22 protein-coding genes are annotated in these 26,246 nt (G+C 70.6%); 16 read left to right on the forward strand and 6 right to left on the reverse strand.

Annotation, left to right across the window (positions count from 1 at the left end):
• On the forward strand, positions 1-1,050 hold the full coding sequence (locus AB0M54_RS17565; RefSeq protein WP_364327207.1) for a LacI family DNA-binding transcriptional regulator: 1,050 nt from the start codon (positions 1-3) through the stop codon (positions 1,048-1,050).
• A 14-nt stretch (positions 1,051-1,064) separates the two neighbouring features.
• Here the strand turns inward: AB0M54_RS17565 and AB0M54_RS17570 are convergent, their stop codons facing one another.
• On the reverse strand, positions 1,065-1,526 hold the full coding sequence (locus AB0M54_RS17570; protein WP_364327210.1) for a cupin domain-containing protein: 462 nt from the start codon (positions 1,524-1,526) through the stop codon (positions 1,065-1,067).
• 85 nt (positions 1,527-1,611) lie between these two features.
• Here AB0M54_RS17570 and AB0M54_RS17575 point away from each other — a divergent pair, with 85 nt between their 5' ends.
• The gene (locus AB0M54_RS17575) at positions 1,612-2,178 is read left to right on the forward strand and encodes a TetR family transcriptional regulator (RefSeq protein WP_364327213.1); all 567 of its coding nucleotides are present in this window, start codon (positions 1,612-1,614) and stop codon (positions 2,176-2,178) included.
• Positions 2,179-2,199: 21 nt separating this feature from the next.
• On the opposite strand, the gene AB0M54_RS17580 is transcribed toward AB0M54_RS17575, so the two are convergent.
• Positions 2,200-2,658, reverse strand: coding sequence for a hypothetical protein (locus AB0M54_RS17580; RefSeq protein WP_364327216.1), 459 nt, complete (start codon positions 2,656-2,658; stop codon positions 2,200-2,202).
• Positions 2,659-2,662: 4 nt separating this feature from the next.
• Positions 2,663-4,966: a nitrate reductase gene (locus tag AB0M54_RS17585; protein WP_364472338.1), complete on the reverse strand. Its 2,304-nt coding sequence runs from the start codon at positions 4,964-4,966 to the stop codon at positions 2,663-2,665.
• Between the two features lie 148 nt (positions 4,967-5,114).
• Between AB0M54_RS17585 and AB0M54_RS17590 the strand changes: the two genes are divergently transcribed.
• The 9 genes from AB0M54_RS17590 (at position 5,115) to AB0M54_RS17630 (ending at position 16,759) form a co-directional block, all read left to right on the forward strand.
• Positions 5,115-5,528 (forward strand): CBS domain-containing protein, encoded by a 414-nt coding sequence (locus AB0M54_RS17590; RefSeq protein WP_364327222.1) that lies wholly within the window; start codon positions 5,115-5,117, stop codon positions 5,526-5,528.
• A gap of 37 nt (positions 5,529-5,565) precedes the next feature.
• On the forward strand, positions 5,566-6,285 hold the full coding sequence (locus AB0M54_RS17595) for a GAF and ANTAR domain-containing protein (protein ID WP_364327225.1): 720 nt from the start codon (positions 5,566-5,568) through the stop codon (positions 6,283-6,285).
• A 41-nt stretch (positions 6,286-6,326) separates the two neighbouring features.
• Complete coding sequence (locus tag AB0M54_RS17600) at positions 6,327-6,761, forward strand: ATP-binding protein (RefSeq protein WP_364472341.1); 435 nt, start codon at positions 6,327-6,329, stop codon at positions 6,759-6,761.
• 50 nt (positions 6,762-6,811) lie between these two features.
• Complete coding sequence (locus AB0M54_RS17605) at positions 6,812-8,011, forward strand: PP2C family protein-serine/threonine phosphatase (RefSeq protein ID WP_364327231.1); 1,200 nt, start codon at positions 6,812-6,814, stop codon at positions 8,009-8,011.
• 241 nt (positions 8,012-8,252) lie between these two features.
• Positions 8,253-10,319 carry a PQQ-dependent sugar dehydrogenase gene (locus AB0M54_RS17610; protein ID WP_364472344.1) on the forward strand — a complete coding sequence of 689 codons (2,067 nt, stop codon included), beginning with the start codon at positions 8,253-8,255 and terminating at the stop codon, positions 10,317-10,319.
• Between the two features lie 35 nt (positions 10,320-10,354).
• Positions 10,355-13,165 (forward strand): glycoside hydrolase family 2 TIM barrel-domain containing protein, encoded by a 2,811-nt coding sequence (locus tag AB0M54_RS17615; protein WP_364472347.1) that lies wholly within the window; start codon positions 10,355-10,357, stop codon positions 13,163-13,165.
• A gap of 90 nt (positions 13,166-13,255) precedes the next feature.
• Entirely contained in the window at positions 13,256-13,768 is a 513-nt protein-coding gene (locus AB0M54_RS17620; RefSeq protein WP_364327304.1) for an SRPBCC family protein, read from the forward strand.
• A 102-nt stretch (positions 13,769-13,870) separates the two neighbouring features.
• Positions 13,871-16,177, forward strand: coding sequence for an endopeptidase La (gene lon, locus AB0M54_RS17625; protein ID WP_364472350.1), 2,307 nt, complete (start codon positions 13,871-13,873; stop codon positions 16,175-16,177).
• 75 nt (positions 16,178-16,252) lie between these two features.
• Positions 16,253-16,759, forward strand: a complete 507-nt coding sequence (locus tag AB0M54_RS17630) for a MarR family transcriptional regulator (RefSeq protein WP_364327243.1) — start codon at positions 16,253-16,255, stop codon at positions 16,757-16,759.
• Between the two features lie 37 nt (positions 16,760-16,796).
• Here AB0M54_RS17630 and AB0M54_RS17635 read toward each other — a convergent pair whose 3' ends face one another.
• Entirely contained in the window at positions 16,797-17,303 is a 507-nt protein-coding gene (locus tag AB0M54_RS17635; protein WP_364327246.1) for a cupin domain-containing protein, read from the reverse strand.
• Positions 17,300-17,614, reverse strand: coding sequence for a hypothetical protein (locus AB0M54_RS17640; protein ID WP_364472353.1), 315 nt, complete (start codon positions 17,612-17,614; stop codon positions 17,300-17,302). The genes AB0M54_RS17635 and AB0M54_RS17640 overlap by 4 nt, the downstream gene beginning before the upstream one ends.
• A gap of 208 nt (positions 17,615-17,822) precedes the next feature.
• Here AB0M54_RS17640 and AB0M54_RS17645 point away from each other — a divergent pair, with 208 nt between their 5' ends.
• From AB0M54_RS17645 to AB0M54_RS17665, 5 genes are all read left to right on the forward strand, one after another.
• Positions 17,823-18,647 (forward strand): helix-turn-helix transcriptional regulator, encoded by an 825-nt coding sequence (locus AB0M54_RS17645; protein ID WP_364472356.1) that lies wholly within the window; start codon positions 17,823-17,825, stop codon positions 18,645-18,647.
• A 102-nt stretch (positions 18,648-18,749) separates the two neighbouring features.
• Positions 18,750-19,571 carry a helix-turn-helix transcriptional regulator gene (locus AB0M54_RS17650; RefSeq protein WP_364327252.1) on the forward strand — a complete coding sequence of 274 codons (822 nt, stop codon included), beginning with the start codon at positions 18,750-18,752 and terminating at the stop codon, positions 19,569-19,571.
• 116 nt (positions 19,572-19,687) lie between these two features.
• On the forward strand, positions 19,688-20,629 hold the full coding sequence (locus AB0M54_RS17655) for an NADP-dependent oxidoreductase (protein WP_364472359.1): 942 nt from the start codon (positions 19,688-19,690) through the stop codon (positions 20,627-20,629).
• Positions 20,630-20,664: 35 nt separating this feature from the next.
• Positions 20,665-21,615 (forward strand): alpha/beta hydrolase, encoded by a 951-nt coding sequence (locus AB0M54_RS17660; RefSeq protein ID WP_364327258.1) that lies wholly within the window; start codon positions 20,665-20,667, stop codon positions 21,613-21,615.
• A 121-nt stretch (positions 21,616-21,736) separates the two neighbouring features.
• Complete coding sequence (locus AB0M54_RS17665; RefSeq protein ID WP_364472362.1) at positions 21,737-23,245, forward strand: RICIN domain-containing protein; 1,509 nt, start codon at positions 21,737-21,739, stop codon at positions 23,243-23,245.
• Between the two features lie 413 nt (positions 23,246-23,658).
• On the opposite strand, the gene AB0M54_RS17670 is transcribed toward AB0M54_RS17665, so the two are convergent.
• A complete protein-coding gene (locus AB0M54_RS17670; RefSeq protein ID WP_364472365.1) occupies positions 23,659-26,178 on the reverse strand; it encodes a LuxR C-terminal-related transcriptional regulator in 2,520 nt (839 codons plus the stop codon).
• Positions 26,179-26,246 lie beyond the last annotated feature (68 nt).

Raw genomic sequence — 26,246 nt, forward strand, 5'->3', positions numbered from 1 at the left:
GTGGCGGTAACTCGATCGGATGTGGCGCGGGCCGCCGGGGTCTCGCCGGCCGTGGTCAGCTACGTGCTCAACAACGGTCCCCGCCCCGTCGCCACCACCACCCGGGCCCGGGTCCTGGCCGCGATCGACCAGCTGGGCTACCGGCCCAACGCGATCGCCAGCGCGCTGCGTGGCGGCAGCACCCAGACCATCGGGTTGCTCACGCCCAACCGCAGCAACCCGTTCTACGGTTCGCTGGCCGAGGCGATCGAGCGGGCCCTGGGCGAACAGGGCTATCTGACCCTGACCGGCAGCACCTACGGCTACCGCGCCAGCGAGGAGCGCCTGCTCCAGACGTTCGTCGACCGCAAGGCCGACGGCCTGATCATCACCTCGGGGGTGGCGCTGGCCGGGGGAGTGGAGCTGGCCGAGCTCGAGCAGCCGGTGCTGCTGCTGGAGCAGCGCTCCGACCCGGACGACCGGATCTCCACCATCAGCACCGAGGACGAACGCGACGCCGCCCGCGCGGTCGACCACCTGCAGATCCACGGTCACGAGCTGATCGGCTGCATCACCGGTCCGCCGCACGTCAGCACGGACGGCCTGCGGCTGGAGGGCTGGCGGGCGCAGCAGCGGCGGGCCGGCCGGCCGGCCGGCGACGGGCTGGTCGCCTTCGCCGAGGTCAGCGAGGGCGGCGGCTACCAGGCGGCCGGCCTGCTGCTGAGCCGCCACGGCCGGCCGTGGACGCTGTACGGCCGCCGCCCGTCGGCCCTGTTCGTCGCCTCGGACGTGCAGGCCATCGGCGTGCTGCACGCGTGCTGGGAGCTCGGCCTGCGGGTGCCGGACGACGTCGCGGTGGTGTCGATGGGCGGCACGGGCGCCGCGCGCTACACGATTCCCCCGCTGACCAGCATGCGGCAGGACGTCGAGTACCTGGCCCGGACGGCGTGCGCGCAGCTCCTGGCGGAGATCCGCCGCCCGGGCACCGCGGCGGCGCACGTGCGCCTCACCGGCAACCTGGTCGTCGGCCGGACCTGCGGTTGTGAGCGCGTCGGCCGGGCCGCGGACTGACGGTCCGGCCGGGGTTACGGAGCGAATTCGGTGGATGGTTCGGTGGCGTAGTTCTTCCAGATCGGCGTCATGGTCTCGCGGTTCATCGGCTGCCCGGAATCGACCAGGTTCTTGATCTCGCGGAAGTAGTGCACGTACAGATCCGGGGTGAAGGTGGTCAGCATGACCGCCGGGTCGTCGGTCGCGTTGCCGAAGGTGTGCGGTACGCCCGGCGGAACCGTGACCCAGCTGCCCGCGCCGACGTCGTAGTTGTCGGTGCCGATGGTGAACCGCACGGTGCCCGAGAGGATGTAGAAGCCCTCGTCGTGCTTGGCGTGGCGATGTTGCGGCGGGCCGGAGGTGTGCGGGGCGAGGGGGAGGATGCCGATGCCCAGGCGGTGATCGGTGTTGCTGCCGTCCTCGAGGATCCGGATCTGCAGCGCCCCGCTGGCGATGATCTCGCCCTCGTCGGGGCCGACGATCGATACAGCGGCCATGAAGAGCCTCCTGAAGTCGTGATTGCAGCTTGTGAAGTCACCGTACACCCATGACTTCACAAGCTGCAATCGCTAGGCTCGGGGAATGCCGCGATGGAAACCGGACGCAGTCGAGCGCCTCCATGGCGCCGCCCTGGAGCTCTTCGACGAGCAGGGGTTCGAGCGCACGACGGTCGCCGAGATCGCCCAGCGGGCCGGGCTCACCCAGCGGACGTTCTTCAACCACTTCGCCGACAAGCGCGAGGTGCTGTTCGGGTTGAGCTCCGAGATCCAGCAGGAGGTCATCCGGGAGATCGCGGCCGGCGACGAAGATCTGCCACCGCTCGACGCGGTCGTGCGCGCGTTGGAGATCGCGGCCGACACGATGTTCGAGGACCGCCGGGCCGCGGTGACGCGCCGGCACGCGATCCTGGCCGCCAACCCCGAGCTGCAGGAGCGCGAACTGCGCAAGAACGCCGTCCTCGCCGAGGCCATCGCCGCCGTGCTCCGCGAGCGGGGTTGTGATCCGGAGACCGCGCTGTTCGCCACCGGCGCCGCCATGCTCGCGCAGCAGGCGGCGTTCCAGAAATGGACGCGGCCGGGCGAGACGCGAACCCTGCGCGACCTCCTGTCGGAGGCGGTGCGGTCGCTGCGCACGACCGTCAGCAGGTAGGAACCGGCCGGCCGGCGCGGGTCAGTCGGCCACCACCAGGGCCTGCGGGGCGGCCTGCTTCATCCGGGTCCGCAACCAGGTGAGCTGCAACGTGGTCTCGCCCTCGCAGGCGGTCACGACCTCGACCAGGTCGCGGTCGCGGGCGCCCCGCGCGGCCTGCCCGACCACCGTCCAGCACACCTCGCACTCGACGGCCATCAGGTAGAGGTCGTGCAGGTCGCGCAGCAGGCCGATCCCGCCGGTACGGGTGCCGCGGAACAGGTCGGAGTGCAACCGTTCCGGCTCGTCGGGAGCGTCCTCGGCGTACCGCCGGGCGAACGGTTCCAGCCGCGCGGCGTGGTCGTCGCATCGCTCGGCCTGTTGCCGGCAGAGGTGGTCGATGTCCGGTTCGTCGCCGTGGGCGCCGGCCACCTCCCGGAAGGCGTCGGCCAGCGTGAGCTGGGCGCGGTGCAGCAGCCCGAGGTAGTGGGCGAGGTGCATGGGATCACTCCTCCGGTCCGGCGATCTTCGCGATCCGGACCGCGGCGACCTTGAAGATCGGCTGCTTGGACACCGGGTCCCAGGCGGTCACGGTCAGCTCGTTGGCGGCGCGGGGCCGGCGGTCGTCCGGTGCGACGTCGAAGTAGCCGTAGTGGAAGGGCACGAACACCACCCCGGGCCGGATGCCGCCGATCCGGGCGCGGGCCTCGATGCCACCTCGCGGGGAAGCGATGCCGACCAGATCGCCGTCGGCGATGTCCTGCCGCGCCGCGTCGTCGGGGTGAAGTTCCACCCACACGTCCGGCGCCGCGGCGTTGAGCTCGGGGGCCCGGCCGGTCTTGGTGCGGGTGTGGAACTGGTAGACGGTACGCCCGGTGCTGAGCAGCAGCGGGAACTCCTCGGACGGCACCTCGGGCGACGGCCGGTAGTCGGCGGCGTGCAGGAACGCGCGCCCGGCCGGCTGCTTCGCGCGGTACTGCTCGGCGGTGAACTCGGCGCCGGTGGTGAGATCCTGCCCGTACGTCTCGCTGCGGTCCGGGTCGGTGTTGAACACGCCGTCGGAGTAGAGTCGCTCGCCGCCCCACTGGATGCCGCCACCGCGCAGCCGTTCGTAGGTGATGGAGCTGTAGTCGCAGGGCCGCCCGGCCGAGCAGCGCTTCCACGCCTCGAACGCCTCCTCCGGCGTGGACCAGCCGATCAGCGGCTCGCCGTCACGGTCGCGGAAGTCCATCCGCCGCGCGTAGTCCAGGAAGATGTCCAGGTCGGGGCGGGCGTCGCCGGGCGGGTCGACCGCCTTCTCGCTCAGGTGCACCGTGCGGTCCACGTTGGTGAAGGTGCCGGTCTTCTCGCCCCAGGTCGCGGCCGGCAGCACCACGTCGGCGTACTCGGCCGTCTCGGTGCGGAACAGGTCCTGCACCACCACGAACAGGTCCGGCCGGGCCAGGATGCGGCGGATCCGGGCCAGATCGGGCAGCGACACCGCCGGATTCGTGGCGCTGATCCACAGCAGCTTGATCGAACCCTGCTCGGCGTACCGCCAGATCTGCATCGCGTGGGTCGGCGGGGACCAGTGCGGGATCGTCATCTCGTCGACGTTCCACAGCTCGGCCAGCTCGCGGACGTGGTCGGGATTCCCCCAGTTGCGCAGGCCGGGCAGGTCCCCGTCGGCGCCGGTCTCGCGGGTGTTCTGCGCGGTGGGCTGCCCGTTCATCTGGTAGACGCCGGCGCCCGGCCGGCCGATCGCGCCGCGCAGCAGGTGCAGGTTGTTGACCTGACAGGCCGCCGCGGTCGCCTGGTTGGACTGGTAGAAACCCTGCAGCACGGTGGACAACAGACGGTCGGCGGTGCCGAGCAGTTCGGCCGCGCGTTCCACGTCGGCGACCTTCACGTCGCAGATTTCGGCGACCCGATCGACCGGGTACGCGTGCACCACCCGCGCGAGCTCGTCGAAGCCGATCGTGTGCTCGGCGACGTACCGTTCGTCGTACCAGCCGCGCGCGATGATCTCCCGCAGCAGGCCGTTCATCAACGCCTGGTTGGTTCCGGTACGCACCGGCAGATGCAGATCGGCCTCGCGGGCCACCGGGGTCGACCGCGGATCGACGGCCAGCATCGCCGGCGGGTTCGGTCCCCGGCGGCGGTCCAGCATCCGCATCCACAGCACGGTCTGCGTCTCGGCCACGTTGTGACCCCACAGCGCGATCGCGTCGCAATGATCGACGTCGGTGTACGAGCCCGGCTGCCCGTCGGTGCCGAAGCTGGCCTTCAACGCGGACGCCGCGGTGGCGGTGCACAGCCGGGTGTTGCCGTCCATGTGCGGGGTGCCGATGCCGGCCTTGCCGAGCACGCCGAGCGTGTAGTACTCCTCCAGGAACAGCTGACCGCTGGTGTAGAAGCCGAAATGGCCCCAGCCACCCGGGCCGTCCAGCAGCTCGCGCGAGCGCCGCACGAGCCGGTCCATCGCGGTGTCCCAGTCGGTCTCGACGAGCCGTCCGTTGTCGCGCACCAGCGGCCGGGTCAGCCGGTCGGGACTGTGGTTGGCCTGCCAGCCGTACAGGTCCTTGGGCCCGAGCCGGCCGCGGTTGACCCGGTCGCCGGGCCGGCCGCGCACGCCCACGATGCGCTCGTCCTTGACCGCGATGTCCATCGCGTCACCGTTCGAGTGCAGGATCGAGGCGGACTGGACCCAGCGGTCCACGTCCGGCTCCTGAACCCCGTCCGCCAGGTGCGTGTCCACCCGGGCCGGCCAGTTGTCCCCCGGCCCGTACGGCGTCCGCTCGCCCCAGGGATCGGCGATCCGGTCGGTCATGACGTACTCCTTCCCGCTCCGCCTCGATCCACACCGGCATCCCCCGGCTCGGCCTGATGGAACCTCAGGGACTCGAAAATTTTGGAGGCAGGAATCAAGAGCGCTCCGCTGGGTACGCGACCAGCTACCACCGATTGGGAGGAGAGCCATGACCACCGCACGCGAGATCATGAGCCCCGACGTCACCTGCGTGGGCGAGAACGAGACCCTGGCCGACGCCAGCCGGAAGATGGCCGACCTGGATGTCGGGTCGCTGCCCATCTGCGGCGAGGACGACCGGCTCAAGGGCATGATCACCGACCGCGACATCGTCATCAAGGCGATCGCCCAGGGCCGCGACCCGGCGCAGGTCACGGCGGGCGAGCTGGCCCAGGGCAAGCCGGTCACGGTCGGCGCCGACGACGACGTCGCCGAGGTGCTGAGCACCATGTCCGGCCATCAGGTACGCCGGCTCCCGGTGATCGACGGGCACCGGCTGATCGGCATCGTCGCCATCGCCGACGTGGCCAAGGCGCTGCCGGACCGCCCGGTCGGCGACCTGATCGACGCCGTCACCCGGTAGTCGTCCGGCCAGGCGTTCCCCTCGAGGAGGCACCGCATTGTCGTCCAGGGCACCCGGGCAGCCGGGCACACCCCTCCGCCAACGCATCGTCACCCTGGCCGGCCGCGTGGACGACGACTCGCGCATCGGGGCCGACCTGGTCGACATCGCGGTGCTCAGCACCGGACGGGTCGCCGCCGTCAGCTACGCGTCGGTGACCAGCGGATATCAGGGCGCCTACGCGACGGTGGCGGCGAGCAACGAGATCGCCGTCGCCGTCGACGCGGCCCAGTACACCGACAACGCGGGTCCGTGCCTCGAGGCGCTGACCGGGAACGAGCCGGTCGCGGTTCCCGACATCGCCGCCACCATGGCCTGGCCCGCCTTCCGCGAGGTCGCCTTCGGGCTGGGGCTACGGTCCTCGTTGTCCATCCCGCTGTTCGCCGGTCAGGGCACGACGATAGCCGCCCTGAACCTGTACGCCCACGACCCGGACGCGATGAAGGTTCTGACCACGGCCGTGTGGGCGGTGTTCGACACGGACACACCGGTGGACCGGAGGGTCGACGGCCTCGACGCCGGCGGGAACGAACTGGTCGCCGGCCTGGCCGGCGCCCTCACGGTCCGCGCACGGATCCAGCAGGCCATCGGACTGCTGATGTCCCGGTCCGGGGGCAGCCTGGCGCACGCGTTCACCGCCTTGTGCGTGCACGCCGCGGAGACGGATTCCACCCTGACGGAAACGGCGACCCGCCTGATCGACGACAACCTCCGGTGACGGGAGGCTTGAACTTCGCGATCACCGGGAATATTCGGGGGGTGTCTTTGGAAACCGCTTCCCGTCCGCCGGCCGCCGCGGACGACATCCAGCACTGGGTGCTGGACAACTTCGCCGAGCTGCGTCGACTGCGGGCCGGCCTGTTCGAGGCCCTGAACGGCGAGCCGATGCCGCCCGACGGCAAGCTGGACGACGTGCCGGAACAGGTGGCGATCGTCGCCACCGAACTGGCGACCAACGCCATCCGGCACGGACGGCCGCCCACCCGCGTCTCCCTGCGCCGGACCGAACACACCTTCGTGCTCGACGTGGCCGATGAGGATCCCGGCACGGTTCCCGAGCTCGCCGGGCCGCGGAAGCCCGGGAAGGGCGGCCTGGGCCTGCACATCGTGGGTGAGCTGGCCGAAGCCGTCGGCTGGTACTCGGACGGCACGAGCAAGCACGTCTGGGCCGAGTTCCGCATCCCGCCGGCGTGACGGCCGGGCGAGCCCGCGATGTCGTCCGGAAGATCTCGTAGGGTGCATGCATGACATCGACGCAGGAGGGGCTCTGGCTCGGCGCGCTGACCGGCGTGCTGGAACGCTCACACCTGTGGAAGCCCGATGAGCTGGCGCCGGCGGTGGCCACCGCCCTGGCGCCATTGGGCCTCCGGACGACGATCTACCTGGTCGACGACGAGCAGCGCGCCCTCCGGCCCGTCCCGACCCGTGACCGGCCCTCGGGCGATCCGTTGCCGCTCGAGGGCACCGCCGCCGGCCAGGCCTTTCGCATGGTGCGGACGCAGCCGGCCGGCGACACGGGCTGGTGGGTGCCGATGGTCAACGGCACGGATCGCCTCGGGGTGATCGAGTTCACCTTCCCCGGCGGGCCGGACGCCGGCGACGAGGTGCTGCGCCGGCGGTGCGAGACGATGGCGGGCCTGGTCGGTCACCTGGTCACGGTGACCGCCCCCAAGGGCGACTTCCTGCTGCGGGCGCGCCGGGCCCGGCCGATGTCGGCCAGCGCCGAACTGCTCGACCGGATGCTGCCGCCGTTGACGGCCAGTTGCGAGCGGCTGACGATCAGCGCGATCCTCGAGCCACGCTACGACGTCGGTGGCGACGGCTTCGACTACGCCATCGACGGATCGACCGCCTGGATGTCGGTCTTCGACGGGGTGGGGCACGGGTTGCCCGCCGGGCTGGCGTACACCGTCGCGGTGGTGGCGATCCGGGCCGCCCGGCGGGCCGGCGGTGACCTCGCGGCGCAGGTCGCGGCGGCCGACGCGGCGCTGCTGGAGCAGTTCGGGGCCGAAGCCCGGTTCGTCACCGCGATCGTGGCCGAGCTGAACATGGACACCGGCTCCCTGCGGTACGTCAACGCCGGGCATCCGGCCCCGCTGCTGCTGCGCGACGGCAAGTTCGTGATGGAACTACCCGGCCGGCGCCGTACGCCGCTCGGGGTGCCCCCCGTCCGGGTGGCGACCGGGCACGTCCGCCTGCATCCGAACGACTGGCTGCTGTTCTACACCGACGGCATCACCGAGGCGCGGAACCGGAAGCAGGAGATGTTCGGGACCGGCCGGCTCATCGAGCACGCCGAACGGCACGCCGCGGCCGGGCTGTCCGCGCCGGAAACGTTGCGGCAACTGGCGCATGCGGTCGCCGAGTTCCACGAGGGTTCCGCGGAGGACGACGCCACCCTGCTGCTCGCCGGCCTGCGCTCCTCCGACGATTCGTTCAGGTAGCCGGGCCGTCCCGAAACAGGACGGGTCGGCCGCCGCCGTGCAGCCATTCTGACGCTGAGTGATCTGGATCCATCGGACGGCACCTGCGTGAATTGCTTATTCTGGCGGCCCGCGGCCGGTCTATACGCTTAACCCGCCGTCCTCTATTCGCGTTTGCAACCATTGACATCGTTAAATGGCTATGTAGGCTGTCGAATGTCAACATGATTACCGGTGGATGGGTTGTATGCGGATTCCTTTCATGCACGTAGCGCTTCGGCGGCGACTGGCCACGACGACGGCGATCGGGGTGATGACGCTCGCGTTCGTGGCGGTGCAAGCACCGGCCGAGGCGGCGGCCGGGTCGCCGGTGGTGGGCGTGGATTCCGGCCGCTGCCTGGACGTCGTCGCCCAGTCCCAGGCGGACAACGCCAGGCTGAACCTCTACGACTGCGTCGGCCAGGCCAATCAGGCCTGGACGCTGACGTCGGCCGGTGAGCTGCGGGTGTACGACCAGCCGAAGTGCTTGGACGTCGCCGGTCAGGACACCACCGCCCCCGCGGTCGTGCAGATCTACCGCTGCACCGGCAACGCCAACCAGAAATGGCGGCTCAACTCCGACGGCAGCATCACCGGCGTGCAGTCCGGCCTCTGCCTGGACGTCACGGGCGGCAACACGGCCAACGGCGCCGAGGTCGGGATGTGGACGTGCAACGGGCAGGGCAACCAGAAATGGCGGACGACCGGGGGAGACACCCAGCCGCCGAGTGTGCCCGGCAATCCGCGGGTGAGTGATCTGGTCTGTGACGCGGTGACGTTCGCGTGGAACGCCTCGACCGACAACGTCGGGGTGGCCTTCTACGACATCTTCCACGACGGGCAGCTGATGAAGTCGGTCAGCGGAACCACGCTCTCCACCAGCCTGACCGTGGTCGCCGGGGCGACCTGGGGTCTCTACGTCAACGCCCGGGACGCCGCGGGCAACGTGTCCCAGGCCAGCACCACCGTGTCGATCACCCCGCCGCACTGCCAGGACGACGACGAGCCCCCCACCGCGCCGGCCGGGCTGACCGGCTCGGCGTCCGGGACCACCGTCACGTTGAACTGGACCGCGGCCACCGACAACATCGGCGTGCGGGCCTACGACATCTTCCGGGACAACGCCAAGGTCGGCACGATCACCGGAACCGCCACCACCCCGCCGGCCACGTCGTTCATCGACAGTGCGCTGACGGCCAGAACGGCCTACTCCTACTACGTGGTGGCCCGGGACGCGCAGGCCAACACGTCCCCGCGCAGCAACAGCGTCACGGTGACCACCGGGGCGGCGTGCGGCAGCTCGGTCTGCGGGGTCACCCAGATCGCCACCGAGACGGACCTGCCGTGGGGCCTGGTCACGCTGGCTGACGGGACCATCCTCTACACCCGCCGCGACGCCCACGACATCATCCGGCTCAACCCGGCGACCGGGGCCAAGACCACCCTCGGCACGGTCCCGAACGTGCAGAACACCGACGGCGAGGGCGGCCTGCTCGGCCTGGCCGTCTCCGCCGACTTCGCCAACGACCACTGGCTCTACATCATGCACACCTCGCCGAGCGACAACCGCATCGTCCGGATCCGGCTCGACGGCGACACCCTGAACACCGGCACCGAGCAGATCCTGATCTCCGGCATCCTGCGCAACAAGTACCACGACGGCGGCCGGCTGCGGTTCGGACCGGACGGCAAGCTCTACGCCAGCACCGGCGACGCGCAGAACGGCGCCAACGCCCAGAACCTGAACAACCTCAACGGCAAGGTGCTTCGACTGAACACGGACGGCTCGGTCCCCTCGGACAACCCGTTCGGCAACTACATCTGGAGCTACGGCCACCGCAACCCGCAGGGGCTGGCCTTCGACTCGCAGGGCCGGCTCTGGGAGCAGGAGTTCGGCGACGGCATCATGGACGAGACGAACCTGATCACCAAGGGCGGCAACTACGGCTGGCCGGCCTGTGAGGGCACCAGCGGCACCTGCGGCACGGCCGGGTTCCTCGCGCCCAAACACACGTACCCGACCAGTGAGGGCTCGTGCTCCGGCATCGCGATCGTCCGCGACGTGCTCTATGTGGCCTGCCAGCGCGGCACCCGGATGTACCGCGAGGTGATCAGCGGCACCAGCCTGATCGACGTGCAGACCTACTTCAACGGCACCTACGGCCGGCTGCGCACCGTGGAGCCCGCCCCCGGCGGCGGCCTCTGGCTGACCACCAGCAACGCGGGTGACAAGGACAGCACCCCGAACAACAGTGACGAGAAGATCTTCCGCGTGACGCTCGGCACCTGACCGCACATCGATCGGCGAACGACCGGGAGGCGAACGTGCAGATCAACCGTCGTGACCTGTTGGCGATCGGCGCGGCCGGCGTCGGGGCCGCGGGGTTGTCCGCGGTCGGGTTGGGGTTCGGTTCGCCGGCCCGGGCGGCGCTCGCCGGCCCGGTGACCGAGACGATGACGCTGACCGGAACCGACGCCGACCACACCGTCGACTGGGACTTCCAGGTCACCGCCGGGCGCCGCAGCGGGGAGTGGAGCACGATTCCCACTCCGTCGAACTGGGAGTGCCAGGGATTCGGCAGCTACAACTACGGGTCCGCCCTGGTCCCGGACGAGCGGGGCAACTACCGGCACACCTTCACCCCGCCGGCCTCGTGGGCCGGGCGACGGATCCACCTGGTCTTCGAGGCCGCCATGACCGACACCGAGGTGTGGGTCAACGGCGCCTCGGCCGGGCCGCGGCACCGCGGCGGCTTCTACGAGTTCCGGTACGACGTGACCGCGCTGCTCCGGCTGGGCCAGGCCAACCTGCTGGAGGCCACGGTCAGCAAGGAGTCCTCCGACAACTCGGTCAACGACGCCGAGCGTCGCGGCGACTACTGGAACTTCGGCGGGATCTTCCGGCCGGTCTCGTTGCGCGCCGTCCCGGCCGTTCACATCGACCGGGTGGCGGTCGACGCACGGGCCGACGGCGCCTTCGCCGCCGACGTGCTGCTGGGCGGTGTCACCGCCGCCGGGCGGGTGACCGGCCAGATCAGGCGGCTGGACGGCACCGCGGTCGGCGCGGCCTTCTCGGTCGCCGTCCCGGCCGGCGCCACCCGGGCGACGCTGACGACGGCGGTGGACACACCGTTGCTGTGGACCGCCGAGACCCCGAACCTCTACCAGGTCGAGATCTCGGTGGTCACCGGCTCCGGCCCGCCGCTGCACACCGTCGGCACCCGGTTCGGCTTCCGCACGGTCGAGGTCCGCGCCGGGGACGGCATCTACGTCAACGGCCGCCGGGTGGTGCTCAAGGGCGCCAACCGGCACACCTTCTGGCCGACCCTGGGCCGGGCCTCCAGTCCCCGGATCGCGCGGCTGGACATCGGGCTGATGAAGGACATGAACATGAACGCCGTCCGGATGTCGCACTACCCGCCCGACCCGTACTTCCTCGACCTGTGCGACGAGCTGGGCCTGTACGTTCTCGACGAGCTCGCCGGCTGGCAGAAGCGCTACGACGAGGGGGTGGGCGCGCCGCTGGTCGAAGCGCTGGTGAGCCGTGATGTCAACCATCCCTCCGTCGTGTTCTGGGACAACGGCAACGAGGGCGGATGGAACGTCGGGCTCGACGACGACTTCGCTCAGCACGACCCGCAGAAGCGCACCGTCCTGCACCCGTGGACCACGTTCAACAACGTCGACACCAGCCACTACCAGTCGTACGACAGCACGGTCGGCAAGGCGGCCGGCGGCACCGTGTTCATGCCCACCGAGTTCCTGCACGGCCTCTACGACGGTGGCGCCGGCGCCGGTCTGAACGACTACTGGCGGGTGATGGGCGGCGGGCAGCGGTCGGCCGGCGGGTTCATCTGGGCGCTGTTCGACGAGAGTGTGGTGCGCGACGACCGCGGCGGCGCCCTCGACACCTTCGGGAATCGGGCGCCCGACGGCATCCTCGGCCCGTTCCGGGAGAAGGAGGCCAGCTTCTTCACGATCCGCGACATCTGGTCCCCGATCCAGCTCAACAACCCGGGCTACTACGCCTCGACCTTCCCGGCGTCGTTCGACCAGACCGTCAAGATCGTGAACCGGTACGCCTTCACCGATGTCGGCCAGTGCCGGTTCCACTGGCAGCTGGTGACCTTCGCGGTGCCCGGAGCCGGCGCCGGGCACACCGTCACCGCGCAGGGCAGTCTGGCCGGCCCGGCCATCGCCCCGGGCGCCGTCGGCTCGTTGCGGCTGGACCTTCCGGCCGACTGGAACGATTCCGACGCGCTGATGCTGAGCGCGACGGATCCCACCGGACGCGCCGTCGTCGGCTGGACCTGGCGGATCAAGAAGGCGGCCGACTTCGCCCGGCGGCTGGTGGTCCCGGCCGCCGGCAGCGTGACCGCCGTCGAGGATGCCGCCGGCATCACCATGACCTCCGGCCCGACCGCCGTCACCATCGGCAAGGCGAACGGACGGGTGACCGGGGTGCGGCAGGCCGGCATGCCGATATCGCTGACCAACGGTCCGGCGCCGGCTGACGGCTCGTCGACCTTCGGCGGCCTGACCCATTTCCAGGACGGCACGGCGTGGGTGGTCGAGGCGACCTACACCGGTGATCTGAGCACCGTGCGGTGGCGGTTGGACGCCAACGGCTGGCTCCAGCTCGAATACCGTTACCGCCGGACCGGCAACCACAGCTATTTCGGCGTCGGCTTCGACTACCCGGAGGCGAACGTCCGGGGCCTGACCTGGCTGGGCGACGGGCCGCACCGGGTCTACAAGAACCGGCTGCGGGGCGTGTCGACCGACGTCTGGACCAAGCAGTACAACAACACGGCCACCGGTTCCAGCGGGTTCCAGTACCCGGAGTTCAAGGGCTACCACGCCCGTACCTGCTGGGCGGCGCTGAGCACCACCGAGGGCACCATCACGATGGTCGCCGCCGAGGACGGTCTCTTCCTGCGCCTGTTCACGCCCGCGGTCGGGCCCGACCCGATCACCGCCACGGCGCCGTACCCGTCGAAGGGCCTGTCGTTCCTGGACGGTATCGCGCCCATCGGGAACAAGTTCCACAGCGCCGGAGCGCTGGGCCCCGAGAGTCAGCCGAACGTCGCCACCGGCGATTATCACCGCACCGTCTATTTCCGCTTCGGCGCCTGATCACCACCGGCCGCACGCCTCGGGGGGACTCGGCCATCCAGGGACGAGCTGTGCCTGTTTGCGGTGTGCCGGTCATCGCAGACTGTCGGCATGACGATATCGCTCCTGATCGGCCCGGCCGACAACACTGTTTCGATCACCGTCCAGCAGCGGACCTCGGCGGCGCCGGGTGACGCTTTCCGAGTGATCGCCCCGATCGACCTGCCCAGCGTCTTCCGCCCGGTGGCGCCATTTCCCGGCATCACCAGCGTGGCCAATCAGACCGAAGCCTGGGATCACCCCGGCCCGACCAGAAATCCTCAGTTCGACGACGGATCGCAAGCCGACGAACAATTGACCGAATACACCGAAGGTTCGAGTTTCGCGTACCAGCTGACGGGGTTCACGAACGTCCTTTCCCGCCTCGCGAGCGGTGTTCGAGGCGAATGGAACTTCAACCCCGACGGGCCGGGCACGCTGATCCGGTGGACCTACGAGTTCAAGCCGCTTCCCGGCCGCCGCTGGGTTCTCGCCGGCCCGTTCACGCCGCTCTGGCGCCGCTACATGGTCGCCGCCCTCGCGCGGTGCGTGCGCGCGGCCGAACAGCGGACGAGCGTCGTGTAGGCGGGCCGGCCGGGGCGGCTCGATTTCGCCCGCAGTGAACGCCGGAAGAGGGCCGGCGCCTTCGGGGTTGAGCGGCACATACTCAACTTTCGGAGGTTCGGGATGAGCGGCAAGCGTCTCCCCGTGTTGTTTCTCGACGGCATCGTCCTGCTGCCCGGCATGGTCGTCCCGGTCGAGCTGGATGAAGCGGCTCAGGCCGCCGTCGACGCGGCCCGCACCTCAGCGGGCTCCGAGCTGTTGATCGCTCCGCGGCTCGAGGACAGGTACGCGTCCCACGGCGTCGTGGCGAGCGTCCAACAGGTCGGCAAGTCCCGTGGCGGATCGGCGGCGGCCATGCTGCGTACGGGCGTCCGCGCCCGGATCGGCGGCGGCGTGACCGGCCCGGGCGCGGCGCTGTGGGTCGAGGTCGAACCGGTCGAGGCCGGCGCGCCGAGCGACCGCGACCGCGAGCTGGCGGCCGAGTACAAGGAGCTGCTGGTCTCGGTCCTGCAGCGCCGGGAGGCCTGGCAGGTCATCGAATCGGTCAGCGCGATCGACGACCCCGGCGACCTGGCGGACACCGCGGGCTGGGCTCCTTACCTGGACAGCGACCGCAAGCGGGAACTGCTGGAGACGCCCGACGTCCAGGCCCGTCTCCGGTTGCTGATCGAATGGACCCGGGACTTCCTCGCCGAGTCCGAGGTCAGCGACAAGATCGAGCACGACGTCCGCGAGTCGGTCGAGAAGCGCAACCGGGAATACCTGCTGCGCGAGCAGCTCAAGGCCATCCGCAAGGAACTCGGTGCGGACGAGGCCGAGGGCACCGACGACTACCGCGCCCGCGTCGAGGCGGCCGACCTGCCCGAGGCGGTCCGTGAGGTGGCGCTGCGCGAGGTCGGCAAACTGGAGCGCGCCGGCGACCAGAACCCGGAGGCGGGCTGGATCCGCACCTGGCTCGACACCGTCCTGGACCTGCCCTGGAACGTCCGCACCGCGGACAACACCGACCTGAGCGCCGCCCGGGCGGTGCTCGACGCCGATCATCACGGGCTGGATGAGGTGAAGGAGCGCATCGTCGAATACCTCGGCGTCCGCGCCCGGCGGGAGTCCCGTGGCCTGGCGGTTGTCGGTGGCCGTGGGTCCGGCGCGGTGATCCTGCTGGCCGGGCCGCCCGGAGTCGGCAAGACGTCGCTGGGCGAGTCGGTCGCCCGTACGCTCGGGCGCAAGTTCGTCCGGGTCGCCCTCGGTGGCGTCCGCGACGAGGCGGAGATCCGTGGCCACCGCCGGACCTATGTCGGTGCGCTGCCCGGGCGGATCGTGCGGGCCATCCGGGAGTCCGGCTCGATGAACCCGGTCGTCCTGCTCGACGAGGTCGACAAGGTGGGCAGCGACTACCGCGGCGACCCGGCCGCGGCGCTGCTGGAGGTGCTGGACCCGGCCCAGAACCACACCTTCCGCGATCACTACCTCGACCTCGACCTGGACCTGTCCGACGTGGTGTTCATCGCGACCGCGAACGTGCTCGACACGATCCCGCAGGCGCTGTTCGACCGGATGGAGCTCATCTCGATCGACGGGTACACCGAGAGCGACAAGATGGCCATCGCGCGCGACTTCCTGGTGCCCCGGCAGCTGGAGCGGGCCGCGCTGTCGGCCGGCGAGGTCACCGTCACCGAGGACGCGCTCCGTGAGATCGCCGCGAACTACACCCGGGAGGCCGGCGTACGGTCGATGGAGCGGCTGCTGGCCAAGGCGTTCCGCCGGGCCGCGCTGGGCGACCTGCCCGCCACCGTCGACGCCGCCGACCTCATCAGCCTGATCGGGCGGCCCCGGTTCACTCCGGAATCGGCCGAGCGCACCGCCATCCCCGGCGTGGCTACCGGCCTGGCGGTGACCGGCATGGGTGGTGACGTCCTCTACATCGAGGCGTCCCTGCTGCCCGGCGACAAAGGCGGCCTGTCGGTCACCGGCCAGCTCGGCGACGTGATGAAGGAATCGGCGCAGATCGCGCTGTCCTACGTCCGGGCCCACGCCGAGGAGCTGGGCATCTCCCCGGAGCAGCTGGACCACCCGATCCATCTGCACGTGCCCGCGGGGGCGGTGCCCAAGGACGGGCCCTCGGCCGGTGTCACGATGACCACCGCGCTGGTCTCGCTGCTGCTCGGCCGCAACGTCCGCGCCGAGGTCGGCATGACCGGCGAGGTGTCGCTGACCGGCCGGGTCCTGCCCATCGGCGGTGTCAAGCAGAAGCTGCTCGCCGCTCAGCGGGCCGGGCTCACCGAGGTCTACCTGCCACGGCGCAACGAACCCGACCTCGACGACGTCCCCGCCGACGTGCTGGCGGCACTGACGGTGCACGTCGTCTCCGACGTCCGGGAGGTGTTGAACGCCGCCCTGGAGCCGGTGTCCACCACGACGATGGTGGGCTGAGCGCCCCGCCGTGCTCGAAGTGCGTCGCCGGGTCCGGCGACGCACTTCGAATTCTAAGCAAGTACGATCATGCGGGTGAGTGATCCGAGGCCCGGCCTCAACGCCGACCAGCTTGGTGCGTACTTCGCCCTGATGGAGGTCAGCAGCCTTCTTCAGTACGCGGTCGACGAGCATCTGCGAGCCGCCGGCGATCTGAGCTACGTGCAGTTCCAGATCCTGGCCCGGCTGGCCGACGCGCCGGACGGCCGGCTCCGGATGACCGATCTGGCCGACGGCATCGTCTACAGCCGCAGCGGGCTCACCTATCAGGCCGGCCTGCTGGCCAAGCGTGGCCTGGTCGTCCGTTCGCCGTCGCCGGACGACGAGCGGAGCGTGATCGTGTCGGTCACCGACGCCGGCCGCGCCCTGGTCGCCCACGTGCTGCCCGGCCACGTCGACGACGTACGGCGGCTGCTGTTCGAACCGATGGCCGAGGGGGACCTCGCCGCGCTCAGCACCGTTCTCGGCCGCGTCCGCGAACACATGCGCGCCACCCCGCCACGGTCAGCCCGGCCCCGCGCGGGACGTAATCGACCCGGCTGACGGGTCGATGCCGTCCCGCGTCGGGGGCCGAGACGGGTCAGACGAACACGCTGCGATAGGTGGCGGCCAGCTCGGCGGCTCGGCGGCGCTGCTCGGTGACCTGTTCGTCGGACAGGTGCGGTGGTGGTGCGTCCCAGCCGTCGACGGCGGTGCCGATGCGCAGGAAGTATTCGTCCTGGCCGGCCGGGGTGCACATGCAGTGCATGCGGGCCGGTGCGCCGGAGACGTTGCGGAAGAAGTGCGGCGCGTTGGCCGGGATGTTGACCGTGGACCCGGCCCGCACGGTGTGCTTCTCGCCGCGGAAGGTGAACTCGATCTCGCCCTCGAGGACGGTGAACATCTCCTCGAAGTCGTGCCGGTGCGGCGGCGGGCCGCCACCGTCGGGCACGCGCATGTCGATGAGGCAGTACCGGCCGCCGGTCTGCTCGCCGGTGATCAGCAGGGCGTACGTGTTGCCCACCAGAGACACGAACTTCGTGGCCGGGTTGTCGTGATCGGCCACGGTCAGCGAACGGGTGGGGTCGTCATCGGGAATAGTCGTCATGCTGCGAGTCTGGGTGAGCTCGCCGGGCGCATCCAGGCACAGGTGAACCCCGGATGACTCGCCTCCCGCTGGCGACCGGGGGGACCTATGTCGCCGGCGACAGCGGGGGAACGGCGATGCTGGTCGGCCAGGTCGCCGACCATCGCGGTGAGCGCGGTGGCCCGGCGGCGGATGACCCGGCCCAGGGGCAGCCGGTCCGAGGGGTCCGCGGCGCTGAGCAGGATCAGGCGTACGCCGGACGCGGCGCAACGCCGCACCGCGCCCCCGGTCAACGCGGCCAGCACTCGCATGTCGCCTCGGGGCCGCATCATGTCGTGTCGGGACCATGAGTGTCGATGTGACCGCCGCCGCACCGGCCGTTCCGGAATGGGACACCAGGCGCGACCGTTTCCCCTGGGAGCGACGCGGAGTATGACGCTGGGTGTGCGTAGCACCGCGTAAAGCGGTGGTGTGAATTACCGATCCGGGTGAGCCGGTTTCTCGATACCGTTGGCACGTCGTTGGGGGGCTGGGAGGCAAATGGACCGGGCACTGCTGGCCGATTTCCTTCGGGCGCGTCGTGAGGTGTTGCAGCCGGAGGATGTCGGGCTGCCGCGGGGTCCCCGGCGGCGGACCGGTGGCCTGCGGCGTGAAGAGGTCGCGGCGCTGGCCGGTATGTCGGTCGACTACTACAGCCGGATCGAGCAGCAGCGGGGTCCGATGCCGTCCGAGCAGGTGCTGGCCGCGCTGGCCCGGGGGCTGCATCTGAGCCTGAGCGAGCGGGACCACCTGTTCGACCTCGCCGGGCACCCGGCGCCGCGCCGGATCCTCCGCGACGACCAGGTCAGCCCGACCATGAAGCGCATCGTCGACCGTCTCGCGGACACGCCGGCCCTGGTGATGTCCCGGTTCGGCGAGACGTTGCTGCAGACCCGCCCGGCGGTCGCGTTGTTCGGTGACTTCACCCGGTTCAGCGGCCTGTCCCGGTACCTGGTCTACCGCTGGTTCACCGACCCGGCCAGCCGCGACATCTATCCCGTCGAGGACCATGCGCTGCGGGGCCGGGTTTTCACCGTTGACATCAGGGCGGCGTACACGGCCGACCCGACCGGCCGGGCCGGTGAGATCGTGGCGGCGCTGTTGGCCGCCAGTCGTGAGTTCGCCGAGGTCTGGCGGTTGCACGAGGTGGATGTGACCCACCACCACGACCTCAAGCGGTACCGGCATCCCGAGCTGGGAGAGCTGGAGCTGTACGGCCAACGCCTGGTCGACCCCGATCAGGCCCAGGAGCTGCTGGTCTTCTCGGCGACGCCCGGCTCGCCCAGCTTCGACAAGCTCCAGCTCCTGCTGACCCGGCAGAACTAGTCGGCCCGGGTGAGGGGGACAACTCGTCCCTGGATAAGGACGACCTTCATCCGCGTTCCGGTTTCCGCGACGCTCGATCAGTCGAACGTAGGGAGGCTGACGATGGACCGGGCACTGCTGGCCGATTTTCTCCGGGCGCGCCGCGAGGTGCTGCAGCCGGAGGATGTAGGGCTTCCGCGGGGCCTCCGGCGGCGGACCGGTGGCCTGCGGCGTGAAGAGGTGGCGGCGCTGGCCGGCATCTCGGCCGACTACTACAGCCGGATCGAGCAGCAGCGGGGTCCGAAGCCGTCCGAGCAGATGCTCGCCGCGCTGGCCCGGGGATTGCATCTGAGCTTGAGCGAGCGGGACCACCTGTTCGACCTCGGCGGGCATCCGGCGCCACGGCAGGTGCGGCGCGACGATCATGTCTCTCCGACGATGATGCGCATCGTCGATCGGCTGGCGGACACCCCGGCGTTGGTGATGTCCCGGTTCGGCGAGACGTTGCTGCAGACCCGTCCGGCGGTCGCGCTGCTCGGTGACTACACCCGGTTCAGCGGGTTGTCCCGGTACCTGGTCTACCGCTGGTTCACCGACCCGGCCAGCCGTGACCTGTACCCGGACGAGGACCACCCCGTGCGGGGCCGCGTCTTCACCGTCGGCATCAGGGCGGCCTACACGACCGACCCCGCGGGCCGGGCCGGTGAGATCGTCGCGGCGCTGCTGACGGCCAGTCGTGAGTTCGCCGAGGTCTGGCGGTTGCACGAGGTGGATGTGACGCACCATCACGACCTCAAGCGGTACCGGCATCCCGAGCTGGGGGAGCTGGAGCTGTACTGCCAGCGCTTGGTCGACCCCGAGCAGGCTCAGGAGCTGCTGGTCTTCTCCGCGACACCCGGCTCCCCGAGCCACAGCAACCTCCAGCTGCTGGCCGTCATCGGCTGACCCGCGCGGCTGTCGGCCCGCTCACATCTCCTTGCTTCGAACTCGAAGCATGCTACGGTTCAAATGTGCTTCGAAATCGAAGCACATACAGATTATCGAAAGGCCAGGTGCTGGTGATGAAGGCAGTGCGTTTCCATGAGTACGGCGACCCGGGTGTTCTGCGTCTCGAGGACGTGGAGCAGCCGGTCGCTGGGGCCGGACAGGTGCTGATCCGGGTGGCCGCGACGTCGTTCAACGGTGTCGACGGCAACATCCGCGGCGGATTCATGCAGGGGCCCATCCCGGTGGCGTTGCCGCACACGCCGGGCATGGACGTGGCCGGCACGGTGGAGGCGCTGGGTGAGGGCGTCACCGGGGTCGAGGCCGGCGATCAGGTGGTCGGGTTCCTGCCGATGGGCGCCGACGGCGCGGCCGCCCAGTACGTCGTGGCGCCGGCCGAGGTTCTGACGGCCGCGCCGGCGAGTGTCGCGCTGGCCGATGCCGCCGCGTTGCCGACCGTGGGGCTGACCGCGTGGCAGGCGTTGTTCGAGCACGCGAAGCTGACCGCGGGGCAGCGTGTGCTGATCAACGGGGCCGGTGGCGGGGTCGGTGGCTACGCCGTGCAGCTGGCCAAGAACGCCGGCGCGTACGTCATCGCCGTCGCCGGTCCCCGCAGCGGTGAGCAGGCCACCAAGGCGGGCGCCGATGAGGTCGTCGACCACACCACCACCGAGGTGGCCGCGGTGGTGAGCGAGCCGGTCGATGTCGTGCTCAACCTCGCCCCGGTCGACCCGGCGCGGCTGGCCGCCCTGGTCACCCTGATCCGTCCGGGCGGTGTGCTGGTGAACACCACGGTCTGGATGCCCGCGCCCTCGGACGACGAGCGCGGCGTACGCGGCATCGACCTGTTCGTGCGCAGCGACGCCGGGCAGCTCGCCCGCCTGGTCGCGCTGGCCGACTCCGGCGAGCTCCACGTCGACGTCGCCCAGCGGGTGCCCCTGGCCGACCTGCCGGCGGTCCACGCCCAGGCCGCCGCCGGCGCGCTGCCCAGCGGCAAGACCGTCGTCGTCGCGCCCTGAGCCGCCGGCCCTCAGCAACCTGGAAGGGAACGATCATGTCACTGTCACTGGATCCCGAGATCGCCGCGGCGCTGGCCCCGATGGCCGGCGCGATGGCCGAGGCCAAGCCGCCGGCCGTGGGCGATGTCGAGGGCCGCCGCGCCCTGTGGGAGCCGATCATCGGCGCATCCGGCGCCGCGCAGCCGATCCCGGTCGATGTGCGCACGAGCGAGCACTACGCGACGGCGGACGACGGAACGCGGATCAAGATGCGCTGGTATGTCAAGGACGGCGCGGCGCCGGGCCCGGCCGTACTGTTCTTCCACGGCGGCGGATACATCTTCGGTCACATCGACCTGTTCGACGGACCGGTGTCCCGGTACGTGTCGGCCAGCGGTGTCCCGATGCTGTCGGTCGAGTACCGGCGTGCGCCCGAGCACCCCTTCCCGACGCCGGTCGAGGACGCGTACGCGGCGCTGCGGTGGTTGCATGAGCACGCGAACGACCTGGGCGTCGACGCCGAGCGGGTCGGCGTGATGGGCGACAGCGCCGGCGGCGGCATGGCGGCGGCCCTGACGATCCTCGCCCGGGAACGTGGCGGCCCGAAGATCGCGCGGCAGATCCTGCTGATGCCCATGCTGGACGACCGCACGACCACGCCCGACCCGTACATCGAGCCCGGCGCGTTGTGGTCCTATGACGACAGCCGCACCGCGTGGCCCGCGTTGCTCGGTGACGCCGCCGGCGGACCGGACGTCCCGGCCACGGCGGCGCCGGCCCGGCTCGAGGACGCGACCGGCCTGCCGCCGGCCTACATCGAGGTCGGCCAGATCGACGTCTTCCGGGACGAGGACATGGCGTACGCGACGACGCTGAGCCGCGCCGGCGTACCGGTCGAATTCCATCTGCACCCCGGCGCCCCGCACGAATTCGACTCCATCGCCTTCACCGCCGACGTCGCCCGGCGCGCCATCGCCGACCGCGTACGCGTCCTCAAATCCGTCTGAGCCCGCGTCCCGGATGGGAACGCGATCCGCGTGATTGCGCGAATTGCGCATTGATAGCAGTCGATTAGTTTGCGAGCATGGCAGCAGTTCCTCGCCCCCCGCCCTGCTCCGGAGGACATCGATGATCAGGCGAATCTCCCTCCTCACGCTGGTTGCCACCGTGGTGACGACCTCGATCGCCGTCACCACGGTGCGGAGCGACGCGGACACCATTCCACGCGCGGTCGCTCCGCTCACCGCCAACACGAACGCCGCGTTCGACGCGCTCAACAGCGCGCTGCTGGTGAGCAACGGCAATCAGCGTTACTACAAGGAATCGCTGACCGTGGGGGAGAAGGACTACTTCTGGCGCCAGGCGCTGGCCATCCAGGCGGCCGAGGACGTCTACGAGAGCACCCGCGGCTCCGCCACCCGCGACCTGATCGGCCGCCTTCTCGACACCTTCCTGCAGCAGAACCAGGGATCCGGCGGGCTCTACGACTGGAACTGGAACAACTACAACGACGACCTGCTCTGGGCCGGCCTCGCCTTCATCCGGGGCTACCGGATCACCGGCAACCGAACCTACCTCGATCAGGCCCGGTACGCCTTCAACCGGGTCTACGACCGAGGGTGGGACGGCGCGCTCGGGGGCGGCGTCTGGTGGAGCGTCGACAAGGCGGACAAGAACGCCCTCAGCAACAGCCCCGCGGTCATTCTGAGTGTGCTGATCTACGAGTCGACCAACGACCGCGGTTACCTGGACAAGGCGCAGGCGATCTACGACTGGGTCTGGCGCACCCTGCTCGACCGCGGCACCGGCGCCGTGCACGAGACGATTACCGCCGCCGGCGATCTCTCCGGCGGTCAGACCGTCTACTCCGCGGGCGCCTTCGTCGGTGCGGCGCAAGCTCTCTACCGCAACAACGGCCGGTCGTCCATCTTCGATGACGCCAGGCGTACGACCGACTGGGTCATCCGCGCCCGGACCGTCAACGGGCTGCTGACCGATGGCCGGCGGGACGGCACCTGGCAGTCGGAGTTCGCCCGGGGCATGGGCGAATTCGTCCGGCAGAACAGCCTGTGGGCCCAGTACTACGACTGGATGAAGCGCAACGCGGACGCGGCGTGGGGTGTGCGCCGTACCGATCTGAACCTGTCGTGGAACCGCTGGGATGCGCAGACTCCACGAGACAGCACGACCACGGTCGAGGCCATCGGCGCGGTCGTCATGCAGGCGGTCACCCCGTCGTCCCGGCCGACCGGCACGACGAACGCCGTCCTGAGCAACTTCAGCGACAAGTGCATCGACGTGCCCGGCTCCAACTACAGCAACGGTCAACGCCTCACCACCTGGACCTGCAACAACGGCGAGAACCAGAGGTGGGAGTTCACCGGGGGCACCCTCCGGACCCGCAACAGCATGTGCATGGACGTGGCCGGCGGCTCCACCCAGGACGGGGCCGTCATCCAGATCGCGACGTGCTCGGGCAACCAGGCGCAGCAGTTCACCCTCACCGCCGCCGGCGCCCTGGTCAACCCGGCCGCGAACAAGTGCGTGGACGTCAAGAACTGGAACGCCGCCGACGGCGCCGAACTCCACCTGTGGGGCTGCAACGGCGGCACCAACCAGAAGTGGCATCGCGGCTAACCTCGTCAGCGGTGTCCAGCATCCACCCACTTCGGGCCGTCCGCGAAGTACAGGACCGAAACCCGCATGGCCCCCATACTCCTTCGCGCCCGCCGCCGCGGACAGTCGACCTAGCGCTTTCCGCCGACGGCGTTGTTGCGGGCCAGAGCCCGCCAGGTCAGCGGGATTGCCACCGCGGCGGGCAGGAGCCAGTAGCTGAGGTGCGGCAGCCGGTCCCACAGCGGTAGTTGGGGGTCCGTTGTCGACGTAGAAGCCGGTGAGCAAGGCGGTGTAGGAGCCGGCCATCGCAGCGCCGTGCCAGAGCAGCCACCGGCGAGGGCGCCGCCGCCGGACCTGCCGGCCGGCAACCTCACCGAGCCACCCGGATGACCGGCGGCTCTCGGATCTGGCCCGGACCGGGGGAGGCCCCGCGGTCATACGCCTGGTAGGCGGGTGTGCTTGCCGTTCCGGTCGACCCACAGCGCCACCTCCACCCGGGTCCGGACCTCCAGCTTGGTGCGGATGTTCATCAGGTGGCTGTCCACGGTGCGGGGACTGATCGAGAGTTCCTTCGCGATCTGAGCGTTCGTGAGACCGTCGGCCACCCGCCGGGCCACCGCGAGTTCCCGGCGGGTCAGGACGTCGGTGAGGGGTTCGTCGGCCGGTGTGCCCCCGCTGACCGCCAGATCGGTGAGCTGCGCGACGGTCATCGAGGAGCCCCTGGCCGCCGCCGCCCCGGCCGCCGCCGGGCCGATGGCGTGTTGGGCCGTGCTCGTCGCCGCTTCGAGGTGCCGGGTCCAGAATTCCTGCACCGGGCGGCCTACGGCGGTCGTTCCGGCGGTCAGGGTGAGCGCGAGCGCGTACTTCTGCTGTCGTACCGCCAGGATTGCCGCGCATTCGATGGCGCTCAGGACGGTGTCGCGATCTGGCACCGCCATGGCGAGGACGGCGGTGACGTACTCGGCGGCGGCCGCGTCGTCCCGTTGCAGGGTGGCCGTCACCGCGGCGGTGTGCAGCAGGCTCATCCCGGCGTGGTTGGCGAACCGGCCGGCGATCGGCACGGCCTGGTCGGCCCGCGACTCGTAGATCCGGATGGACTCCGCGATCGCCTCGCGCGCCGCCGCCAGGTCGCCGTCGGCGACGAGCAGCCAGGCCTGCTTGTTGAGGACCCACCCGGCCAGGCCGGCCCGATCCTCCCGCCGCAGCAGCGCGACCAGTTCCCCTCCGACCCGGACACCGCCGCGGAGGTCGCCGGTGGAGCCGCGCGTGAACATCACGCTGGTGAGCGCGATCGCCAGCGTCTCCACGTCATCGAGCTCACGGGCCAGCGCGAGGGCCTCGTTCGAGTGGCGGACCGCGGCGTCGAGATCGCCCTGGCGGGTGTCGTTCTTCGCGAGCCAGGTCAGTGCGTTCGAGCGGTGCGGCGGCGACGTCAGAGGGTTGCTCAGCACGTCGGTGAGCAGTTTTTCCACCTCGGCCAGGTCGGAGGTGTTGGCGAGGAAACGCGCGAGCAGGATGGACAGGATCGGGTGGGCCGGGTGACCGATGGTGGCCGCGACGTTCACCGCGTGGCGGAGGTTGTCCAGCTCGGCGACGATCCGTTGCTCGATCGTCGTCAGCTCGTCGCCCCCGGGGTACTTCACCAGCTGCTGTTCGAAGCCGACCAGCCAGTCCAGCAACAAGACCTGCGTGGGCGCGAGTTCGCCGGCGTCGAGCAGCACCTCCTGGCCGAACGCCCGCAGCGATTCGAGCATCCGGAACCGGCCCGGCCGCTGCGCGTCGAGGACGATCAGCGACTTGCGGGCCAAGCCGGTCAGCAGTGCCGACAACCGCGCCCGGGGCAGGCCGAGGCCGGCCGTCACGGCCGCGGCGCTCTGCTCGTCGAACCCGCCGGGCAGGACGGAGAGCCGGGCGAACACCTCGCGTCCGGCCTCGTCCAGCCGGTCGTAGCTCCACCGGATCGCGTCGCGAAGGCTTCGCCGGCGGCCGACCGGCCCGCGCTGGGCGTCGACGAGCAGCTCGAACCGATCCGCGAGCTTCGGCAGCAACAGCTCCGGCGTCAGCACGTCCATCTGGCCCGCGGCGAGTTCGATCGCCAGCGGCAGACCGTCGAGCCGGTCGCAGATCTCCGCGATGACGCCGGCCCAGGCGCCGGCCTCGAAGCCGGGTGTCGACTCCGACGCCCGGGTGCCGAACAGGCGTACCGCATCGGCCCGTAACGGCTCGAGCACCATGACGGTCTCGCCCTGGGCCCGCAGCGCCTCCCGGCTGGTGGTCACGATGTGCAACTGCGGGGTTGAGGCGCGCAGTTTCGAGACGACGTCGATCACGCCGTCGATCACGTGTTCGCAGTTGTCGAGCACGAGCAGGGCGGCTCCGGTCGCGGAGGGCTCACCCGCCGTGCCGACGGCCGACGCCACCTGCCAGGGCTTGGTCACGGGCGCCAGCGGGGCCCATCTGACCCCGCCGGGGTAGGCCGGCTCGACGCGCCGGGCCAGCTCGGCGGCGAGCCTGGTCTTACCGACACCGACCGGGCCGATGACGCTGAGCAGCCGCGTCCGGCCCAGCAGATCGGTCAGGTCGGCGAGTTCGCGCTCGCGGCCGACGAAGGTGTCGAACCACGGCGGCACCCGGCCCGCCGTCGAGGGCGCGTCGGGCCGGTCCGGCGGCGATTCGCGGGCCGTCAGGATGGCGGCGCCGCTGCGGTACTGGCGGTGCAGCGTCGAGGCCGGGATGTCGAGCAGCTCGGCGAGCTGCCGCCAGCTCAGCCCCCGTTCCAGCCCGAGTTCCACGGCCGACCGAAGCCCCCGGGCGGCCACCCGCTGCGCCTCGGCGAAGGCGGCCGCCATCGCCGCCGTCTCCGTGGTGTTACCGGCCGACTCCGCCACGGCGGCCAGCCGTCGCCGGTAGAACTCGACCTGTTTGATCAGGCTGTCGTCCTCGTGCTCGACCAAGGCGTCTCCGTGCGCTCGTGCCGTCCTGGGACGGGAACCCACGGCTTTGCCGAATATAGCCGTGATGA

It is taken from the genome of Actinoplanes sp. NPDC051470, assembly GCF_040682035.1.
Lineage (GTDB): Bacteria > Actinomycetota > Actinomycetes > Mycobacteriales > Micromonosporaceae > Actinoplanes.